The following is a 19,168-nucleotide window of genomic DNA, read 5'->3' as shown; positions in this document are numbered from 1 at the left end:
TTGACCTGTAAACAGTAACATTAAATATCCTTGCACACTGGAATCATTGTATGTTATATTTGTATTGATTACTTGTATAATTGGACTTAATACATCATAAGATATGAAAGTGAGATTTTTATGAAAAAGTTGAATAAAGATTCCAGTGTTGCATTGTATCAACAGCTGATAAACGAAATTAAAGAAAGCATACAGACAGGTGAACTGAAATCCGGAGACCGGTTGATGACTGAAGGTGAATTCAGTAAGGAATACGATGTCAGTCGGATTACGGTAAGAAAAGCAATTGAGGTTTTGGTTGAAGAGGGAATCCTGATCAAAAAACAGGGAATAGGAACTTTTGTAGCTGACAAGAAGCTGACAAGAGATGGAAGTATTTTTATGGGATTTACTGAGAGCTGCCGTCTGGATGGAAAGGTTCCCAGCAGCAGACTTTTATCAGCAGATCTTTCAGAGGCTTCCGGTGTGGATCAGAGAAATCTGAATCTGGAAGAGGGAGAAATGGTTATCAGGGTGCGTCGTCTCCGTTTTTGTGATGGAACACCGACAGTTCTGGAAATGAATCATTTTTCTCAGAAATACGCATTCCTTCTTGGTGCTAATCTGGATGGCTCTCTTTATGAGATACTGGAGCAGCATGGGATTTATGTGGTTGCAGGCAAAAGAAAAATTACCATATGTTATGCAACAAAAGAAGAAGCGGAGTTGCTTAATGTAAATGAAAACGACGCCCTTCTTATGATGAAAGATCTATGTCTGGATGCACATGGAGAAGTGATCCACAGCTGCAAAAGTATTATAAATCCTCAGTATTATGATCTTACTTTTATAAGTTCAGCTGAACGTGTGAAATGGGAAAAAATATGATAACAATCCAAAAATCACAGCTTTCTGTGATGAATATCCAGTACAGATATTTTTCGCTGGATAAATTTCTGGACGATGCGGTCAGTAATGAAGTATCTAATGTGGAACTGTGGGGAGCTATGCCTTTTTTTAATATAGAAGACATGACTTACCAGGAAGTGAAAGAAGTACGCCATCAGATTGAAAGCAGGGGACTGAAGCTGGTGTGCCTTACTCCGGAACAGTGCGTATATCCTGTGAATCTCGCAGCACCGTCAGAGGCAGCAAGAAGAAGAAGTCTGAAATTCTTTGAAGATAATATAAGGGCTGCGTCTGAACTTGGCACAGATAAAATGCTGGTAACAACTGGATATGGATTTTTCGATGAGAGCAATCATGAAGAAGCGTGGAAGTGGGCCAGAGATGGAATTTATGATCTGGCAGAACTGGCAAAGATACATGGTATTACCCTTGCCTTGGAAGTGCTACGCAGAGATGAGAGTAATCTGGTATATAATCTGCCTACGCTGACTCAGATGCTGGCTGAACTGAAACACGACAGTGTTGGAGGAATGATCGATACAATTCCAATGGCACTGGCAGGAGAGCGACCGGCTGATTATCTGCAGGCACTTGGTGAACAGCTTGTGCATGTCCATTTTATTGACGGAGCACCCAGAGGACATCTTGCATGGGGGGACGGAATACTGGATATGGAGGGATACCTGGAGGAGTTTTCCAGATATCATTATAAAGGATATTTGTCTCTGGAAATTACAGATGGCAGATATTATATGGATCCGACGCAATCCGTGCAGCAAAGCGTTAATGCCCTGTATAAAGTTTTGAAATAAAATAAACAATTAAAGTATGTTGTATTATGTGGTTCTAAATGATGCAACATACTTTTTTTAGTGAAAATTAAAAGAATAATGCCGAAAAGACAAGGATTATTGGCGATGAATAACCTTCGATAATATATGTTTTTTAAGAATAATTGTGTATAATGCATAAAAATATACGTAAATATTTTTGTAAATAGACAAAAAACACATACGAGGCGAAAAAGTAGTTGAAACCAGATATATAACGTTATATAATGTATATACAAGATATGTTATGAACGTTGAACAGGAGGAGCTGGAATGATAAAGGTTCTTGGACTTGGAGATAACGTAGTAGACAAGTATATGCATATTAAAACCATGTATCCAGGTGGAAATGCTCTTAATATTGCAGTACTGGCCAGGTTATCCGGAATTGAAGTTGGATATTTGGGTGTATTTGGAGATGATGAGGCAGCGAAACATGTCTATAAAACAATCTCAGATATGGGAATTGATGTTTCACACTGCAGATTCTATCATGGTGAGAATGGTTATGCAGAGGTAAGACTTGATGATGGGGACCGCGTATTTATCGGTTCCAATCAGGGTGGAGTAAGCAAAGAACATCCTATAGATTTTCTTACCGATATAGAGCTGGATTATATTGCAGAGTATGATGTGTGTCATACAAGTATTTTCAGCTATGTGGAAGAATCACTTCCGCAGATCCGCAAAGCTTCCGGATTTGTATCATTTGATTTTTCAAACAGATATGATGAGGAATATCTGAAAAAAGTCTGCCCGTACATTGATATGGCTGCAATTTCCTGTGGCGATATGCCAAAAGAAGAAATAATCGAGGAAATGAAACGTATTGAAGAATATGGCTGCAAACATGTTGTTATGGCAACCAGAGGTTCAAAGGGAGCATTCCTCAGGATTGACGGTAAACTTTATGAGCAGTCACCTTATCTGGTAGATGCAGTCGATACTATGGCAGCAGGAGATTCCTTTATTACAAGTTTCCTGATCAACTATATAAGCGGAATGAAAGACTGTGTGGATTTTCCTGAAAAGGCAGGACACAGAGGAATTACCACGAAAGAAGAATATCAGGACGCACTGATAAAAACCTGTCTGTACAGAGCTGCTGTATTTGCAGCAGGAAACTGTCAGAGAGACGGTTCTTTCGGATACGGAAAAAAATTTGATTAAATAAAGAAACCTGACACAGAAAATAATTGTCTGGTCAATATCAGAGAATATTAAAAGCGCGGCTTTTGATATAAACGTATAATTTAACCAAGGAGGTTACACAATGAAAAAGAGACTTTTTAGCGTATTACTCGCAACAGCCATGGTTGCATCAATGGCAGCCGGTGCAACCTGCACAACTGTATCAGCAGCAGAGAAGAAAACAATCAAATTCTTCCACAGATTCCCAGATGAGCCATTTAACAGCTTTATCGAGGACAAAATTGCTCAGTACGAAGAAGAGCATCCGGACATTGATATTGTTGTAGAAAGTGCTCAGAATGACCCGTACAAAGAAAAACTGAAGGTAGTGGTTGGTGGAGATGACTGCCCGGATATTTTCTTTAGCTGGTGTGGAGAATTTACAGAACGTTTTATTCGTGAAGATTTAATTCTGGATCTTACTCCATATCTTGATGCTGATCAGGAGTGGAAAGATTCCCTTATGGAATCTCAGATGGTTAACTACACTCTGGATGATGGCATGGTTTATGGAATTCCGTTCCGTCTTGATGCAAAACTGTTCTTCTACAACATTGATCAGTTTGAAGAAGCAGGCGTAGAAGTACCAACTACATTTGATGAACTGATTGAAGCCTGCAAGAAACTGCAGGATGCAGGATTTACTCCAATTGCTTATGGTAACCAGGAAAAATGGCCGGCTTCCCATTACATTGGAACAATCAACCAGATGACTGTTAGTGATGAAGTAAGAGCAAAAGATTATACACCTATAACTGGTGAATTTACAGATCCTGGATATCAGGAAGCTCTGGAATACTATGAGCAGCTGATCCCATACTTCAATGAAAACAGCAACGGTATTGCAGCAGATATGGCTCGTACAAACTTCTGCATGGGTAATGGAGCAATGTATTACGCAGAAGTAATTGAGATTCCTTATATTAACAACCCGGATACAGGTATTAATCCAGATCTGAATTTTGGTATGTTTAAATTCCCTGAAATTGAAGGCGCTGGTAACCCGAACATTCTTACAGGTGTTCCGGAAGGCTTCGTTGTTTCTTCCAAGACAGAGTACCCGGATGAATGTGTTGAATTCCTGAAATGGTTCCTTGGAAAAGATGTTGGTACAGAACAGGCACAGACAATCGGATGGTTTAATGCTTCCAAAGGCACAACTGATGGAGTTGAAAATCAGTCTCTCCTTGATGCATATGATGTAATTACATCTGCAGAAAAAATGGGACCATGGTTCGACAACGCTCTGTATTCCACATTATGTGATGAGTATCTGACAGATGTTTCAGATCTTACAAATGGTGATATTACTCCGGAAGAGGCTATGACCAAGATCCAGGCAAAAGCGAAAGAAGCACAGAAACTGGCAGCCTCCGGTGAATCTGAAGAATAACTTAGATAAAAGAAATTTGATAACATAAAATAAGAAAAGCGGGCTCCTGTCCGTAGGAAGCCCGCTTTTTCTTTGAAAAAATCTGAAATTAGTATTTAGAAAGCTGGTGCGTACATTATGAGAACAAAGAAAACAACTCCTTATTTATATATGTTACCTGGCTGTGCGATGGTTCTGGTGTTTGTGTACATTCCGGTTATAGCCAATTGTGTTTATAGCTTTTTTAGATTATCATCCTATTCAGCTGGAATGAAGTTTGTCGGACTGGACAATTATATAAGATTTTTTCACAATGAATCATTAGGTATTATGCTTCGAAACAACCTGTTATACTGTGTGATTTCACTGATCGTGCAGGTTGGATTTGGTACTGTAATAGCTTTGTTGCTCGAAAGTAAACTGGCCAGCAGCAGATTTCGTAATGCTTTTCGTAACATCTATTATATCCCGGCACTGATTTCTCTTACAGCTGTCGGTCTGATGTTCACATTTATTTATGAACCTAATCTTGGTCTTCTTAATTCCGCTTTCAAGGCACTGGGGCTTACGAGCATGACACAGTCCTGGCTGGGAGATTCCAAGATCGCAATCTATTGTATCATTGCAATGAGTCAGTGGCAGTATACCGGTTATATTACATTGTTAATGGTTGTGGCATTCCAGAACGTGTCACCGGATTATATTGAGGCAGCTTCTATTGATGGAGCAGGACCTGTGCGCAGAGCGATCAGCGTAGTGCTTCCTCTGGCAAAAGAACAGTTACTGGTATGTTCTATTATTACTGTTATTGGTGCGTTTAAACTGTTTACAGAGGTTTATTCTACAACCGCTGGTGGACCTGGAAACAGTACGCAGGTGCTTGGTTTGTTCCTGTATCAGAATGCGTTCCTGCATGATGATCTGGGTATGGCAGCTGTGACCGGTGTATTTATCTTCGTGATTACTATGGTACTTTCTGTTATTCAGCTGAAAGTTACCAAATCAGGTGAAGTATAATAAAGGAGGCATAAAAATGAAAAAACATACAATTCTAAAAATTTTACTGAATGCATTTTTTGTTATCCTTGCACTGATCATTTTACTTCCTATGGCATGGATGATACTAAACTCACTTAAGACAAATCAGGAACTTTTCAGAGATTCACTTGCTCTGCCGGCTGTACCTCAGTTCAAGAACTGGGTAAATGCATGGAATCAGGGACTTTATAAGTATTTTGGTAACTCTCTGATCGTCAGTGGATCTTCACTTATTGGAATTCTTATATTCTCATCTTTCCTTGCTTATGGTCTTACACGTTTTAAAGCAAAAGGAAGTGGGATTATATTCCTGATAGTTCTTGGTGGTATGGCTTTATCAGAACAGGTGGCACTGGTTCCACTGTACAAAATGCTTAAAGCCGTTCATCTGTACAATACATACTGGGCAGTTATTCTTCCTTATATTGCCTTCCGTATTCCATTTACAGTATTTCTGATGAGATCTTATTTCATTTCTATTCCAAAAGAACTGGAAGAAGCAGCAGTAGTAGATGGATATAACAGTCTTCAGATATTTACAAAAATTATTGTGCCAATCAGCAAGCCTATTTTTGCTTCCTGCGCAATTGTTTGTCTGAACCATGTATGGAATGAATTCCTGTTTGCAAATGTATTTCTTGAAAGTAAAAAGCTGATGACAATCCCGATTGGTCTTATGACATTTAAGGGTGACCTTCGTGCAGATTATGTTACAATGCTTGCAGGTATTATTATTGCATCGCTGCCAATGATCATTTTGTTCCTGTGTATGTCCAAACAGTTTGTTCGTGGTCTTACAGCAGGAGCTGTTAAAGGTTGATCATTCTATATTAAAAAATGGAAACCGTCGGTGATGCACCGACGGTTTTGGTTTTTGTCCGTTTTGTGTTTGCATCTGTAAGGATGCTGAATAGTAAAAAAGAATATAAGAAAGAGGCTGGTTACGAAATGAAGATTTTATATGATTATCATATGCACAGTGAAATTTCTCCGGATGCACATTTCACAATGGAGGCGATGTGTGAATCTGCCCTGGAGAATGGAATGAGGGAGATTGCTTTTACAGATCATTATGAATTCTATGTAAATGGGGTGGTAAGGCCCTGGTTTAACGAGAGATATGTGGAAAAATATTTTGAGACACTGGAAGAGTGCAGAAAGAAATTTGAAGGTCGTTTATCCATAAAAAGCGGCATGGAATTTGGACAGCTTGACATCAGTCCGGAGTGTAATAAAACGGTCCGGAGATATCCTTTTGATTTTGTGCTTGGATCTGTTCACAAGTTGGAAAATATTGATCTGACGCATCTGATCGTAACAGAAAAGAACGCCAGAAGTATCGGAGATGCTTATTATTACCATCTTCTGAAGCTTTCTGAAGAAGGGGATTTTGACTGCCTGGCACATATGGATTATTTTAAGAAACACTGTGCAAAGCAGAACCTTCCGGATCTTTATGAAGAGTATCAGTCAACAATTAAAAAAGTCCTGGAAAACGTGATCAGAAGGGGAAAAGGTATTGAGATAAATACAGCCTGTATGGGCGGTATTCTGGAAGATACAATGCCTGGAATGGAAATATTGAGAATGTATAAAGAACTTGGGGGCAGGATTATCACTGTAGGATCTGATTCACACAGACCTGAAAGAATAGGCTATGGATTTGACAGAGTATACCAGATGCTTAAAGAAGCAGGATTTGACAGTATTTCCGTATATAAAAACAGAAAAAATATACAGCAGCCAATTTAATGGCTGCTGTACTTTTTTCTGTTTATCTGAAATACTGGTGATAAGGATTAGTATTCCAGTTTCCACATATATCTTCTCTGGCTCAGCGGATGATCACGAACGATTGACAGCTGTTCTGCGTATACTCTGAGAACGCCTGTGATAACCATCGGGCTGAAGTATTCAGCAACTGAAGATGGAACGAAATTGCTGAGACCAAAATCTTTTGCATCGATAACTGTTGTTTTTGCATCGAATCTGTTAAGGAAATCCAGTGCTCTGGAATCCATTTTACGGGTTCTGCCGTCATTCATAAGAAGAAGGAATGGAACATCTTTTTCTACAATTTCGAATGGTCCATGGAAGAATTCACCATCATGGAAGGAACCGGAGTTGATCCACTGCATTTCCATAAGCAGGCAGATGGAGAAAGAATAAGCAACTTTCTGGGTTGCACCGGAACTCATAACATAGATAACAGGTGAATCTTTGTATGCTTCTGCAAATGCTTTTGCAGGTGTGAGAGAATAGGATACAGCATCTTCGATTGCTGCATAGATGTTCTCAGAACCTTTTACCATGTCTTCATAGTGATCATATCCTTCATACTGATTCAGGACTTCAACAGCAAGCATCAGGATGTTGTTCATTTTTTCAAGTTTAGCTGCATAGTCTTTTTCGAATCCATGAACGATAACATAATCTGCATTTTTTGCAAGAGGTGAATTTCCATCATGTGTAACAGCGATTACTTTTGCTCCTTTTTCCTGGGAGAGTTTGGCAGCTGCTACAGTTTCCGGTGTTGTTCCACCAAGGGAGCATGCGATTACAATTGCTGTTTCATCAAGGGAAACAGGAGTTGCATAGTTGAATTCGTTTGCTGTGTAGAAGCTTGTACGGATTTTTCTTGCATTACAGTCCATAAAATACTGTGCAGGATACTGTTCAGCAGATGATGCACCACATCCAACAAAAAATAAGGTGTTGATTTCCGGGCGTTCTGCTTTGATAGCTTCAATAATCTGTTTTGGTGTCATGGTATACGTACCTCCTTGATATGATTAATTTGTATGTTGTATGCATACATTATATGATGAATTTGAAGATATGTCAATACAAATTTCTCCGGCAATGTCTACTGAGAAATATTCTTTAATTTCACGAAGATTATCAGTCTGTCCAAGAACCCACATTAGTTTTGTCATTGCTGCTTCTGTGGTCATATCGTATGCCTGGATTACTCCTTTTTCAAGTGCCAGGCGCCCGGTCTCATATACAGACAGGTTACTTCCTTCGTATCGACACTGGCTTCCTGCAAGAACCAGCATACCTTTTTCTATAACTTCGCCTACTTTGCCTATAAAATCATTATTTACGAAAGGCATTCCTCCAAGACCGAAACCTTCTATAAAGACACCACGGCAGCCTCTGTCACAGAGAATATCCAGAATGTTCGGTTTGATTCCGGGGTAAAGCTTCAGAAGTGACACGTTATCAGAATAGGCTGTCCGGGGCTGAAAAATTCCTTTTTTTTCAACAAGATTGTTTTTAAATACTCTTAAACCTAAAGAGCTTATTTCGCCAACGTATGGATAGTTGATACTTTCAAAAGCATCAAAACTCATAGTCCGGACCTTGGAGGCCCGGCAGCCCAGCATTACTTTGCGATTAAAAGCAACAAAAATACCAGGATAACCGCTTGCGGCCATATGAATTCCGCAGCGACAGTTTTCCAGTGCATCGGCAACAGGATTGGCGATGGAAAGCTGGCTGCCGGTGATAACCACAGGGATGGAAATGTTCTGAAGCATAAATGATAACATGGATGAAGTATATGCCATAGTATCTGTTCCGTGGATTACTACGATACCATGGTAATCATAGCTTTTCTGACTGATCAGTTTTGCCAGTCCTGCCCAGTCAGCGGGGCCTATATTGGCACTGTCCAGAGAACAGAAATCCTCTGTTTCCAGTTCCAGGTTTTTGGAAACCATACGGAGTTCTTCAAGCATATCGTTACTGCTCATTCCTGGTATGAGTCCGTTTGTGCCTTTTACTGAAGAAAGGGTTCCCCCCGTATTTATGATCAGAATTTTTTTTGACATGTTTGCCTACCTCCAGTGTATATTGATAAAATTGCAGTCGGGAATTATTCCCCTGTCATTAACTATTATCTTATAGCATGATGTACACAAAGTAAAGATGATAATATGTAATATGATGTATAAAATATTGTTGACATACGTTATAATACATGTTAATATTAGCTTATCAAAACATCCGGATGATAATTGTAAAGAATAACAAGAATATATCAGGAGGGTATGAAGCGTGGAGAAAGTAAGAAAGATTATATCTGAAATTGTTGAAAAACAGGAAATTAATACAGTGTATTTTGTAGGTTGTGGAGGATCTTTAAGCGGATTTTTCCCTGCTAAATATTTCCTCAGTGAAGAAACAAAGAAAATTAAAGTAGGATACATGAATGCAAATGAATTTGTTCATGCAACACCTAAAGAGATAGGCAAGGACACAGTGGTTATTACAGCATCTCAGAGGGGAAATACTGCCGAAACTGTAAAAGCAACAGCTGTGGCTAATGAGTTGGGAGCTGCAACGGTAGGTCTTACTTTCCAGGTACCGTCTCCTCTTTCTGATACTGCACAGTATGTGATCCAGTATGAATTCGGTCCGGAATCTGTTGTGGAAAATCAGAAGGTTTCTTACGGATTTAAGCTTGCACTGGAAATCCTCAACGAAGAAGAAGGATATGAAAAATACGATGAAATGGTGCAGGCACTTGCAAAATTAAATGATATTGTAGTACAGGCAAAGAAAGATGTAGTTCCTGATGCTATTAAATGGGCATGGGAATTTAAAGATGATTCTGTAATCTATACGATGGGAAGCGGTGCCTGCTGGGGACCGGCACATCAGGAAGCAATCTGTATCTTTATGGAGATGCAGTGGATTAATGCAAGTGTTATCCATTCCGGTGAATTTTTCCATGGCCCATTTGAAATTACAGACAAAAATACAGCATTTCTTATGATGAAATCCTGTGGTCACACACGTCCGCTGGATGACAGAGCACTTGATTTCATCAAAAAATTTAACAACCGTATTTTTGTACTTGATGCATCTCAGTATGGAATCAATGAACTGGGTGAACTTGCTGAATATCTTGAACCAATGTTTTATAATAATGTGATCGGTGTCTTTAATAATCTCATTGCAGATGCAAGAAAACATCCACTGACCACCAGAAGATATATGTGGAAATTCCCATATTAATATAAGGAATTGGATACTCAAAGGGGGGACGTGTTCCCCCTTTTTATGTTTTTGAAGGAAAATGCTGAAAGAAAGGGAACAATATGCTGAACCAGAATTCAACAATACCGTTATACGAACAGGTAAAAGAAGCAATAAAACTGAAGATAGAACAGAAAGAATGGAAGGAAAATACCAGAGTTCCATCGGAAACTGAATTAATGAAAATCTATGAAGTAAGTCGTGTTACTGTACGTAATGCTCTGGCGCTTCTGGTAGATGAAGGATATCTGGAGAAAAAGCAGGGAATAGGTACTTTTGTTTCCAAACCCAGAATCAAAAAAATCATTTTCCATCGTGCAAGTTTTACACAGAGTTGTGCAGGTGCAGGTCTGGTGCCTGGAACGCAGGTCCTCAAAAAAGAAGTGGTTGAAGGAAAAAACAGCTATCGTAAAAGCCTGCAGCTGGAAGCGGACGACAAAGTAGTTCACATTGAAAGGTTAAGATTTGCTGATAATGAACCTGTATCATTGGAGCATATGTTCTTTTCTTATAAAAAATATGGATTTCTTTTATGGGAAGATCTTGAAAAGTCAGTTTATTCTATTATAAAAGAAAGAATGAAAGTGGATCTGACTTTTGAAAACAAAAAAAACAGAAATGTTCTTTCCGTAGAAAAGGCTGGAAGTCGTATGGCAAAGATTTTTGGTGTAGCGCCCTCAGAACCGGTATTTATAATGGAAACTCTGATCTATTCAGGAGATGCCCCGGTATATATAGGAAAGGATTACTGTCTTGGAAGCAGATTCTGTTATGAAGTGACACCTGGAGAACATGGGGAAAAAATTTGATATTTGATTGGGGACGAGAGATGAGACGTGCATTGGCTTATGGTTTGCTGGCATCATTGTTTTTTGCTTTTACATTTATTTTCAACAGAAGTATGAACCTGGATGGCGGATACTGGCTGTGGAGTGCTGCTCTTCGATTTATTTTTATGCTGCCGATCATGGGAGTGATCGTGTGGAAACAGAAAGGGATCAGGGAGGTTTTGGAGGCTGTTCAAAGTGACCCTGTGCCATGGATTCTATGGAGTACAGTGGGATTTGGATTTTTTTACATGCCTCTGTCTATGGCCTCTGTTTATGGTGAATCATGGTTTGTAGCGGCAACCTGGCAGATTACGATTGTAGCGGGAGCATTACTAACCCCTTTATTTGGTAAAAGAGTTCCCGTAAAAAATCTTATTTGTTCAGCAATAATACTTGGAGGGATTTTTCTTCTCCAGGTCTCTCATTTTAAGAATATTCATACAGAAGGACTGGTGACAGCACTTTTGCTGATCATAGTGGCAGGTTTTTCTTATCCACTTGGAAACCGAAAAATGCTTCAGTACTGCCCGGCGGAATTGTCCACAACACAGAGAGTTTTTGGAATGAATCTCTGCAGCATGCCTTTCTGGCTGATCTGTTCTGTTTATGCACTGGGAACACATGGATTGCCATCAGGAGGACAGATATTTCAATCAGTAATTGTAGCTGTTTTTTCGGGAGTGATCGCAACAATTTTATTTTTTGAAGCAACCAATATGGTAAAAAATAACCCGAAACATCTGGCCATTATAGAAGCTACACAGTCAGGTGAGGTGATTTTTACACTGATTGGAGGTATTCTTTTTCTTGGGGATGCAATGCCTGCAGGAAGTGGATTAGTGGGAATTTTGATCATAGTGGCAGGAATGGTACTGAATAGTTTTTTGAGATAAATACATATATAAAAAACAGACACTGATAGAAATGCAGGAGCCTGTTTTTTTATGGTATACATCTGCTAAAACAGATTTGTCCGCTTTGTTTTTATCTGTTGTAGGATTTTTCGTATTCGTGTATACTGTAGGGAACAGAGATTGTAGCGGCATTCTTGAATTGCTGCAAAAGTATCATATAGGAGTGATCATAATGCGTGAAAAACTTACAGAAAGAGACGTACAGAAAATTGAAGAAGAGATTGAACATAGAAAACTCGTGATCAGGAAAGAAGCCATCGAGGCAGTAAAAGAAGCAAGGGCACAGGGAGATCTGAGTGAAAATTTTGAATATTATGCTGCAAAAAAACACAAAAACCAGAATGAGAGCCGTATTCGTTATCTGGAAAGAATGCTGAAAACAGCAGATATTGTGGAAGATACTTCCAGGTCTGACGAAGTTGGAATGGATGATATTGTAGAAGTGGAATTTGAAGAAGACGGGGAAATTGAGAAATATAAACTGGTTACTTCTATCCGGGGCAATTCCATGGAAAACAGGGTCAGCATAGAATCGCCTATCGGAATGGCACTGAAAGGCCACAAAGTTGGCGACAGGGTAAAAGTGCAGGTTAATGAGAATGTAAGCTATTATCTGAAAATCCGTTCCATTGACAAAACAGGGGATGAAGGCGAAGATATCCGGAGTTTCTAAAGGGAATGTCGTCTGGCGACGACATATTGATACTATGTTAAAAGTGGATTGTTACGCACTTATGTGCTTTCGCAGGACAGGACTTTTAACATAGATTTAACATAAAGCTGGTGATAACTTTACAGGCGGTCCATATGATAGGGTTAAGTAAAAAACACGTAAAGGAGAAAAATCATGGATTTTTTTAGTGTACTGACCTTAATCGGCGGTCTTGCCCTGTTCTTATATGGAATGCAGGTAATGGGAGACGGCCTTGCAAAAGTATCAGGAGGTAAGCTTGAACAGATTCTTGAAAATCTTACTTCCAGTAAATGGAAAGCAGTCCTTCTTGGAATGTGTGTGACTGCTGTGATCCAGTCATCATCGGCAACAACTGTAATGGTAGTCGGTTTTGTAAACTCCGGGATCATGAAACTGACACAGGTAGTCGGGATCATCATGGGAGCCAATATCGGTACAACAATTACTTCCTGGATTTTGAGTCTTGCCGGGCTGCAGAGCAGCAACTTTTTTATCAGTCTTCTGAAACCTGCATCTTTTTCCCCGATCCTTGCAATGATCGGAATTATCCTTCTTTCTTCAAAGAATTCACGTAAGAAAGATGTCGGATCAATCCTGCTTGGATTTGCAGTACTGATGTTTGGTATGGAAACAATGAGTGGCGCAGTAAAACCGCTTGCAGATGTTCCTGAATTTACAGGACTTCTTCTGAAATTTTCCAATCCTGTGGCAGGTATTGTGGCAGGTGCAGTACTTACAGCAATCATTCAGTCATCATCAGCGTCTGTCGGTATTCTGCAGGCCCTCTGTCTTACAGGTGCAGTTCCGTACAGTGCAGCATTCCCGATCATCATGGGACAGAATATCGGTACCTGTGTGACAGCACTTCTGTCAGCAATCGGTGCGAACAAAAATGCCAAACGTGCAGCCATGATCCATCTGTACTTTAACCTGATCGGAACCGTTGTATTTATGTCAGTATTCTATCTTATTAATACAGCAGTACATTTTTCGTTTATGGCGCAGATGGCTACACCGGCAACAATCGCCATTACACACAGTATCTTTAATATAACAGCAACGGTTGTATGGTATCCGTTCTCTAATCTTCTGGTGAAACTTGCCTGTCTTACGATCAGAGATACAGAAGAAAAACCGGTCAGCACAGACGATCAGGAGTTCCTTATTCTGGAGTCACGTTTCCTCGAAAAACCGGCATTTGCAGTTGAGCAGGGAAGAAATGCAGCCAGACACATGGAGCAGGATTCCAGAAAAGCTCTCCGCATTGCCCTGGATCTGGTGCATAATTATACGAAAGACGGAGCCAGACGTGTTCAGGAAATGGAATCAAAGGTAGACCGCTATGAAGATGAACTTGGCACATATCTTGTAAAACTGAACAATAAAGATCTGTCAGAAAGAGACAGTCACAGTGTATCCATGATGCTCCACTGTATCGGAGATTTTGAGAGAATTTCCGATCATGCGGTAAACATTATGGAATCAGCGCAGGAACTTTATGAGAAAAAACTCAGCTTTTCCATGCAGGCCCGAAACGAACTTCAGGTTCTGATAAGTGTCGTTGATCGTATTGTGGATACGGCATATACGATCTTTGACAAAAAAGATCTGAATCTTGTAAATGATGTGGAACCTCTGGAAGAGGTAGTTGATGAACTGAGTAAAGAACTGAAAAGACGTCATATAAACAGACTCCGTTCCGGAGAGTGTACGATCGAGATGGGATTTATACTTACAGATCTGCTCACAAGCCTGGAACGTATCGCAGACCATTGTTCCAATATCAGTGTCTGTGTAACACAGGTAAGAGAAAATCTTTATGATACTCACAGTCATCTGGAAAGTATCAAAAATGAATCTGATGAGAATTATATCGGACGTCTTGATGATTTCCGCATGGAATATGCGCTTCCGTAAAGAAGCCAGAGTTACGTTATGTGAAACTTAAAGAAGGAGATGATCCATATGATTTATTGTGTGGAGGATGAGAAAAATATCAGGGAACTGCTGGTATATACGCTTGAGACAACAGGATTTACAGCAAAAGGCTTTGCTGATGGCAAAGAACTGAAAGCAGCACTGAAAGAAGAAATTCCAAACCTGATTCTTCTGGACATTATGCTTCCGGGAGATGACGGCTACACAATTCTTGGGAAACTGAAGTCATCTCCTGATACAAAAAGTATTCCGGTGATCATGGTCACAGCAAAAGAGGCAGAATATGACAAAGTCAGATAGCTTGCATTAGGAATTATTGCTACAATTAGCATAGGTGGATATATTAACCAGAATGTTCAGGCTTCAGATATAGTGTTTGAAGATGGAGAAGAAGAGCCGGTATCCGTAGATGAAGAAATTACAGTACCGGAAACGGAAGATTCGAACCAAAGCGATTTTGGGGCGGAAACAACTGATGAAGATGGAGAAGAAGAGCCGGTATCCGTAGATGAAGAAATTACAGTACCGGAAACGGAAGATTCAAACCAAAGCGATTTTGGGGCGGAAATAACTGATGAAACGGAAGTGGAAATTGAAGATGATTCAGATGTTGAAGATTCCGAAGAGGTGTCTTATGGAGAGAATTTAGATGCAAGTGAAGATTTCGAAGATGAACAGGTTGAATTGGAAGAAAAAAATGGAGAGTGTGGTGTAGGAGAAAATAAAATTTATTGGACACTTGGCAATGATCATGTACTTAAAATTGAAGGACAGGGGGAGATGCAGGACTGGAATATAGAAACGGATGTTCCATGGAATAAATACCAGTTGGAAATTGAGCAAATTGAAGTTGACAATGGGATTACATCTATAGGAGCATATGCATTTTACGATTGTGTAAATGCAATGAAAGTAGAAATTCCTGAGAGTGTCGATAAAATAGGAATGTGTGCTTTCTTCAATTGTAATGGCCTGTCAACATTAACTATTGGCTAAAATACTCTGGTGTTAAAACCTGGAGGAACAGCAATGGCTGTATCCTCCAGGTTAGTATGGAAGGTGCCATACAGATTTATCTAAATATGACGGTTGAAAATAAATTTCAGAGGAGAGCTAAGGATCCTGATAATATATAAAAATCGGGTAAAAGTTTTGGCTGTGTTGCAGGCATCTTCATGGAGTGAACCAGATGTTTGTTATAACAAGAGGACAAATACATTTACAATTATAACAATGATTACTGCCAGAAGCGTTTCAAGAAATGTCTATAGAATACGAAAAGGAAAATTGTATCGTGTAGCGACACTGTCGGATCATTTGGGAATGGTGATGAATATAAAAGGCTATCAGCCAATTTTCAGATACTTAAATGGCAAAAAGGTTTCCAAAAATAAATATTACAAATACTACAATAAATATTGTAAAAATATGAGCTGTATTAACTGGACAGCAAGCCAGGGATAAAGAAAAAGGGGAAGGGGCATTTATCTATGAAAATAAGAAAAAAATCTTTATGCAGTGGAACAATTTTATTTCTGAGTGTATTTCTGCTATTCCTTGTATTTACAGTAAGGCCTGTTAAGGCATATTCAAATACAACTATAATCAGTGTAAAAGGAAAGACGTTTTATTTGGTAGAACAGTCTTCACGTACGCAGTATAAAAATATTACCAAGTTGTATCAGAGAACCAATTATGGGAATAAACTAGTTGCTAGCATAAATTATAGTGGAAATGCAGGAATAACTTATAGTCTTAATTATGAAAATAAAATGTATTTTTGTGTTGAAGAATCAGGGCTTTATTACAACACATATACCTATACGATTGGTAAAAAAGGATTTCGAAAAGAAAGAAATGGCCTTAAGCTTATAGATAGAAGAGGAAAATATGCAATTGCGTATATACATGAGGCGACAGATGTAGCTCCTAACAGATACTGCCTGTACAATCTTTCATCAAAGAAATCTCAATCTGTGGGTTATGGGTATGGCATCAGATTTATAGGAAAGCAGATATATTATGTGAAATCATCCTGGGATATGAAACAGGCTCAAATAATCCGTTGTAATTACAACGGTTCAGGAAAAAGAGTTTTGAAGAGGATGAAAAGTTCATGGAATATGCATGGATTTAGATTTATAAACGCACATAAGGTGCAATATCATATTAGCAGTAATTATAATCAACCGTATATGATTGCAAATAAAACTGTAAAGTTTTAAAGAAAGCGACTAAAGACTAAAAAGAAGCAATTAAAAGGGCCATATGCATTCTGTAATTAGAAATGCAAAGAAATAGAGAAAAAATATATATAAATTACATAGCAATTTCGGAAAAGCGAGTAATGCTAAAAAATATATAAAACAGTGTAACCCTCTATTGGAAGTAGTAATAAATAAATTAGTGTAATATCCTCGCCCTTATCAACAGAACACGTATAGACCAAACCCTTTTCGGACAAGCTACCCTCATAAACATAAGAAGAGAATCACAAAGTGCAGGAGATCATAAACAGTATTATTATTTTCAAGGAGGGAAAAACTTATGCTACGTTATCTGCCTGTTCGAAAAGTTCATGCAAGACAGGTCCTTGATTCCAGGGGGAATCCTACGGTGGAAGCGGAAGTGACGGTAGGTGAAGGAATTGTGGGGATTAACGGATACACAGGAAGAGCCATGGTGCCGTCCGGAGCATCCACAGGTAAATTTGAGGCTGTGGAGTTGCGGGACGGAAACCGGGAGGAATATCTGGGACAGAGTGTGAAAAAAGCAGTGGAAAATATCAATACACGTCTGGCAGATGCCATTATCGGAGAGAATGCCCTGAACCAGGCATGGATCGATCATCTTCTGATCGAAACCGACGGAACGGAGAACAAAAGCAGCGCAGGAGCCAATGCCACGCTGGCAGTATCTCTGGCAGCAGCCCGTGCAGCAGCCGGGGCCCTTCGGCTTCCTCTTTATCAGTATCTGGGCGGCTGTCATACCCTGCAGCTCCCGGTGCCGATGATGAATATTTTAAACGGGGGTGCTTGTGTTATTATAATGACACAAGGCAGAACCCCTTATAATACAAGGGCTCTAGCGATTTAGTCCTAAATAAATTTCGTAACCAATCAACGAATTTATGAAGGAAAGGCCTCTCTTTTATAAATAACACAGTACAGAAGTAATAGAATTTCAGAACTCTGCTGAGATGTATTTACTATACCACGAAAGCGGTGATAATTGAATAAAAATATGTTTTGGACTGAATTAGCTCGCATGAGATTTATATCTCAGCTGTCTGATTCAGTCTTTTTATTTGACAAGAAAGAAGGGAAAGATTATGGCAAAAGTAATTTCTATTGTAAACCAAAAAGGGGGAACGGGAAAATCAGCATGTACAGCTAATTTAGCAGCAGGATTAGCACAAAAGAATATGAAAGTGTTAATCGTTGATGCCGATCCACAGTCTGATGTATCCGCAGGATTTGGATATCGTGGTTGTGATGAAAGTAATGAAACACTTACAGCTCTTATGGATGCAGTAATGAAAGATGAATATATTCCTTCAGACTGTTATATCAGGCATCAGGCAGAAGGAATAGGCATTATCTGTTCTAACATTGGACTGGCAGGTACGGAAGTACAGTTGGTAAATGCAATGAGCAGGGAATATGTATTGAAACAGATTTTATATGGTATCAAGGATCAATATGATGCAATTATCATTGATTGTATGCCATCATTGGGAATGATCACAATCAATGCACTGGCTGCATCAGATGAAGTACTAATTCCGGTTGAAGCGTCTTACCTGCCAATCAAAGGATTGCAGCAGTTATTAAAAACAATCGGTAAGGTCCGTAAGCAGATCAATCCGAAGCTGCAAGTCGGTGGAATTCTGTTTACGATGGTCGATGCTCATACGAATGATGCCAGGAATAATATGGAACTTCTCAGAAATGTATATGGAAGTCAAATTCATATCTTCGATAATTATATTCCATTTTCTGTAAGAATGAAGGAAGCAGTCAGAGAAGGACAGAGTATTTTCTCTTATGATTCGAAAGGCAAAGCTACAGAAGCTTATCGGAGAGTGACGGAGGAGGTGCTGAAAGATGCCATCTAAAAAAAGAGCAACTCCCGTTTCCTTACAGCCGCTTGATGCATTGTTTGGAACAAACGAAGAGGCAACCAATGGAATTAGTGAGATAGCAATAGGAAGTCTTCATCCATTTACGAATCACCCGTTTCAAGTAAGAGATGATAAGAAAATGGAAGAATTAGCAGAAAGTATTACACAATATGGCGTGTTGGTTCCTGGTATTGTGCGTTTGAGAGAGTCCGGTGGTCCTATGTCAAGATTTAGTACAAATTAAAATGAGAAGTTCTGCCTGCTAAGCAGCAGACAGTAACATACCCCTCTCATACAGCTTTTC

Annotated in this window: 18 protein-coding genes and 2 pseudogenes; 18 read left to right on the top strand and 2 right to left on the bottom strand. The window is 39.3% G+C overall.

All coding sequences use genetic code 11. From position 1 onward, the window contains the following. Positions 1–120: 120 nt before the first annotated feature. From ACTNDQ_RS11780 to ACTNDQ_RS11750, 7 genes are all read left to right on the top strand, one after another. Positions 121–867 carry a GntR family transcriptional regulator gene (locus tag ACTNDQ_RS11780; protein ID WP_441064683.1) on the top strand — a complete coding sequence of 249 codons (747 nt, stop codon included), beginning with the start codon at positions 121–123 and terminating at the stop codon, positions 865–867. After that, entirely contained in the window at positions 864–1,700 is an 837-nt protein-coding gene (locus ACTNDQ_RS11775) for a sugar phosphate isomerase/epimerase family protein (protein WP_441064682.1), read from the top strand. The genes ACTNDQ_RS11780 and ACTNDQ_RS11775 overlap by 4 nt, the downstream gene beginning before the upstream one ends. Before the next feature lie 291 nt (positions 1,701–1,991). Next, on the top strand, positions 1,992–2,888 hold the full coding sequence (locus ACTNDQ_RS11770; RefSeq protein WP_441064681.1) for a PfkB family carbohydrate kinase: 897 nt from the start codon (positions 1,992–1,994) through the stop codon (positions 2,886–2,888). 103 nt (positions 2,889–2,991) lie between these two features. Continuing rightward, positions 2,992–4,302, top strand: a complete 1,311-nt coding sequence (locus ACTNDQ_RS11765; protein WP_441064680.1) for an ABC transporter substrate-binding protein — start codon at positions 2,992–2,994, stop codon at positions 4,300–4,302. Positions 4,303–4,611: 309 nt separating this feature from the next. Beyond that, a complete protein-coding gene (locus tag ACTNDQ_RS11760) occupies positions 4,612–5,298 on the top strand; it encodes a carbohydrate ABC transporter permease (protein WP_441064679.1) in 687 nt (228 codons plus the stop codon). Between the two features lie 16 nt (positions 5,299–5,314). Further along, positions 5,315–6,139, top strand: coding sequence for a carbohydrate ABC transporter permease (locus tag ACTNDQ_RS11755; RefSeq protein WP_441064678.1), 825 nt, complete (start codon positions 5,315–5,317; stop codon positions 6,137–6,139). Positions 6,140–6,267: 128 nt separating this feature from the next. Further along, positions 6,268–7,071, top strand: coding sequence for a histidinol-phosphatase HisJ family protein (locus ACTNDQ_RS11750; protein WP_441064677.1), 804 nt, complete (start codon positions 6,268–6,270; stop codon positions 7,069–7,071). A 47-nt stretch (positions 7,072–7,118) separates the two neighbouring features. Here ACTNDQ_RS11750 and ACTNDQ_RS11745 read toward each other — a convergent pair whose 3' ends face one another. Both ACTNDQ_RS11745 and ACTNDQ_RS11740 read right to left on the bottom strand, forming a co-directional pair. Continuing rightward, positions 7,119–8,087 carry an SIS domain-containing protein gene (locus tag ACTNDQ_RS11745; RefSeq protein ID WP_118041408.1) on the bottom strand — a complete coding sequence of 323 codons (969 nt, stop codon included), beginning with the start codon at positions 8,085–8,087 and terminating at the stop codon, positions 7,119–7,121. A gap of 24 nt (positions 8,088–8,111) precedes the next feature. Then, positions 8,112–9,155: an asparaginase gene (locus tag ACTNDQ_RS11740; RefSeq protein WP_441064676.1), complete on the bottom strand. Its 1,044-nt coding sequence runs from the start codon at positions 9,153–9,155 to the stop codon at positions 8,112–8,114. 226 nt (positions 9,156–9,381) lie between these two features. Between ACTNDQ_RS11740 and ACTNDQ_RS11735 the strand changes: the two genes are divergently transcribed. The 11 genes and pseudogenes from ACTNDQ_RS11735 (at position 9,382) to ACTNDQ_RS11685 (ending at position 19,108) form a co-directional block, all read left to right on the top strand. Beyond that, a complete protein-coding gene (locus ACTNDQ_RS11735) occupies positions 9,382–10,344 on the top strand; it encodes an SIS domain-containing protein (RefSeq protein ID WP_296155856.1) in 963 nt (320 codons plus the stop codon). An 83-nt stretch (positions 10,345–10,427) separates the two neighbouring features. After that, positions 10,428–11,174, top strand: a complete 747-nt coding sequence (locus ACTNDQ_RS11730; protein ID WP_441052237.1) for a GntR family transcriptional regulator — start codon at positions 10,428–10,430, stop codon at positions 11,172–11,174. A 20-nt stretch (positions 11,175–11,194) separates the two neighbouring features. After that, positions 11,195–12,088 carry a DMT family transporter gene (locus ACTNDQ_RS11725; protein WP_441064675.1) on the top strand — a complete coding sequence of 298 codons (894 nt, stop codon included), beginning with the start codon at positions 11,195–11,197 and terminating at the stop codon, positions 12,086–12,088. Positions 12,089–12,281: 193 nt separating this feature from the next. Next, positions 12,282–12,782: a GreA/GreB family elongation factor gene (locus ACTNDQ_RS11720; RefSeq protein ID WP_296155851.1), complete on the top strand. Its 501-nt coding sequence runs from the start codon at positions 12,282–12,284 to the stop codon at positions 12,780–12,782. 174 nt (positions 12,783–12,956) lie between these two features. Continuing rightward, positions 12,957–14,720 (top strand): Na/Pi cotransporter family protein, encoded by a 1,764-nt coding sequence (locus ACTNDQ_RS11715; RefSeq protein WP_441064674.1) that lies wholly within the window; start codon positions 12,957–12,959, stop codon positions 14,718–14,720. A gap of 48 nt (positions 14,721–14,768) precedes the next feature. Further along, positions 14,769–15,038, top strand: a pseudogene (locus ACTNDQ_RS11710) (response regulator); the annotation flags it as partial. A 75-nt stretch (positions 15,039–15,113) separates the two neighbouring features. Then, positions 15,114–15,737, top strand: coding sequence for a leucine-rich repeat domain-containing protein (locus tag ACTNDQ_RS11705; protein WP_441064673.1), 624 nt, complete (start codon positions 15,114–15,116; stop codon positions 15,735–15,737). 494 nt (positions 15,738–16,231) lie between these two features. Continuing rightward, a complete protein-coding gene (locus ACTNDQ_RS11700) occupies positions 16,232–16,966 on the top strand; it encodes a hypothetical protein (RefSeq protein WP_288787924.1) in 735 nt (244 codons plus the stop codon). A gap of 322 nt (positions 16,967–17,288) precedes the next feature. Beyond that, positions 17,289–17,774 (top strand): annotated as a pseudogene (gene eno / locus ACTNDQ_RS11695) (phosphopyruvate hydratase); the annotation flags it as partial. Between the two features lie 298 nt (positions 17,775–18,072). Further along, positions 18,073–18,858 carry a ParA family protein gene (locus tag ACTNDQ_RS11690; RefSeq protein ID WP_441064672.1) on the top strand — a complete coding sequence of 262 codons (786 nt, stop codon included), beginning with the start codon at positions 18,073–18,075 and terminating at the stop codon, positions 18,856–18,858. Then, entirely contained in the window at positions 18,848–19,108 is a 261-nt protein-coding gene (locus ACTNDQ_RS11685) for a hypothetical protein (RefSeq protein ID WP_441064671.1), read from the top strand. Before ACTNDQ_RS11690 ends, ACTNDQ_RS11685 begins: the two co-directional genes overlap by 11 nt. Positions 19,109–19,168 lie beyond the last annotated feature (60 nt).

Source organism: Blautia massiliensis (ex Liu et al. 2021) (assembly GCF_052064225.1).
Lineage (GTDB): Bacteria > Bacillota > Clostridia > Lachnospirales > Lachnospiraceae > Blautia_A > Blautia_A fusiformis.
Note: the sequence above shows the minus strand (reverse complement) of the source record. Positions and strands in the feature narration are given on the sequence as shown.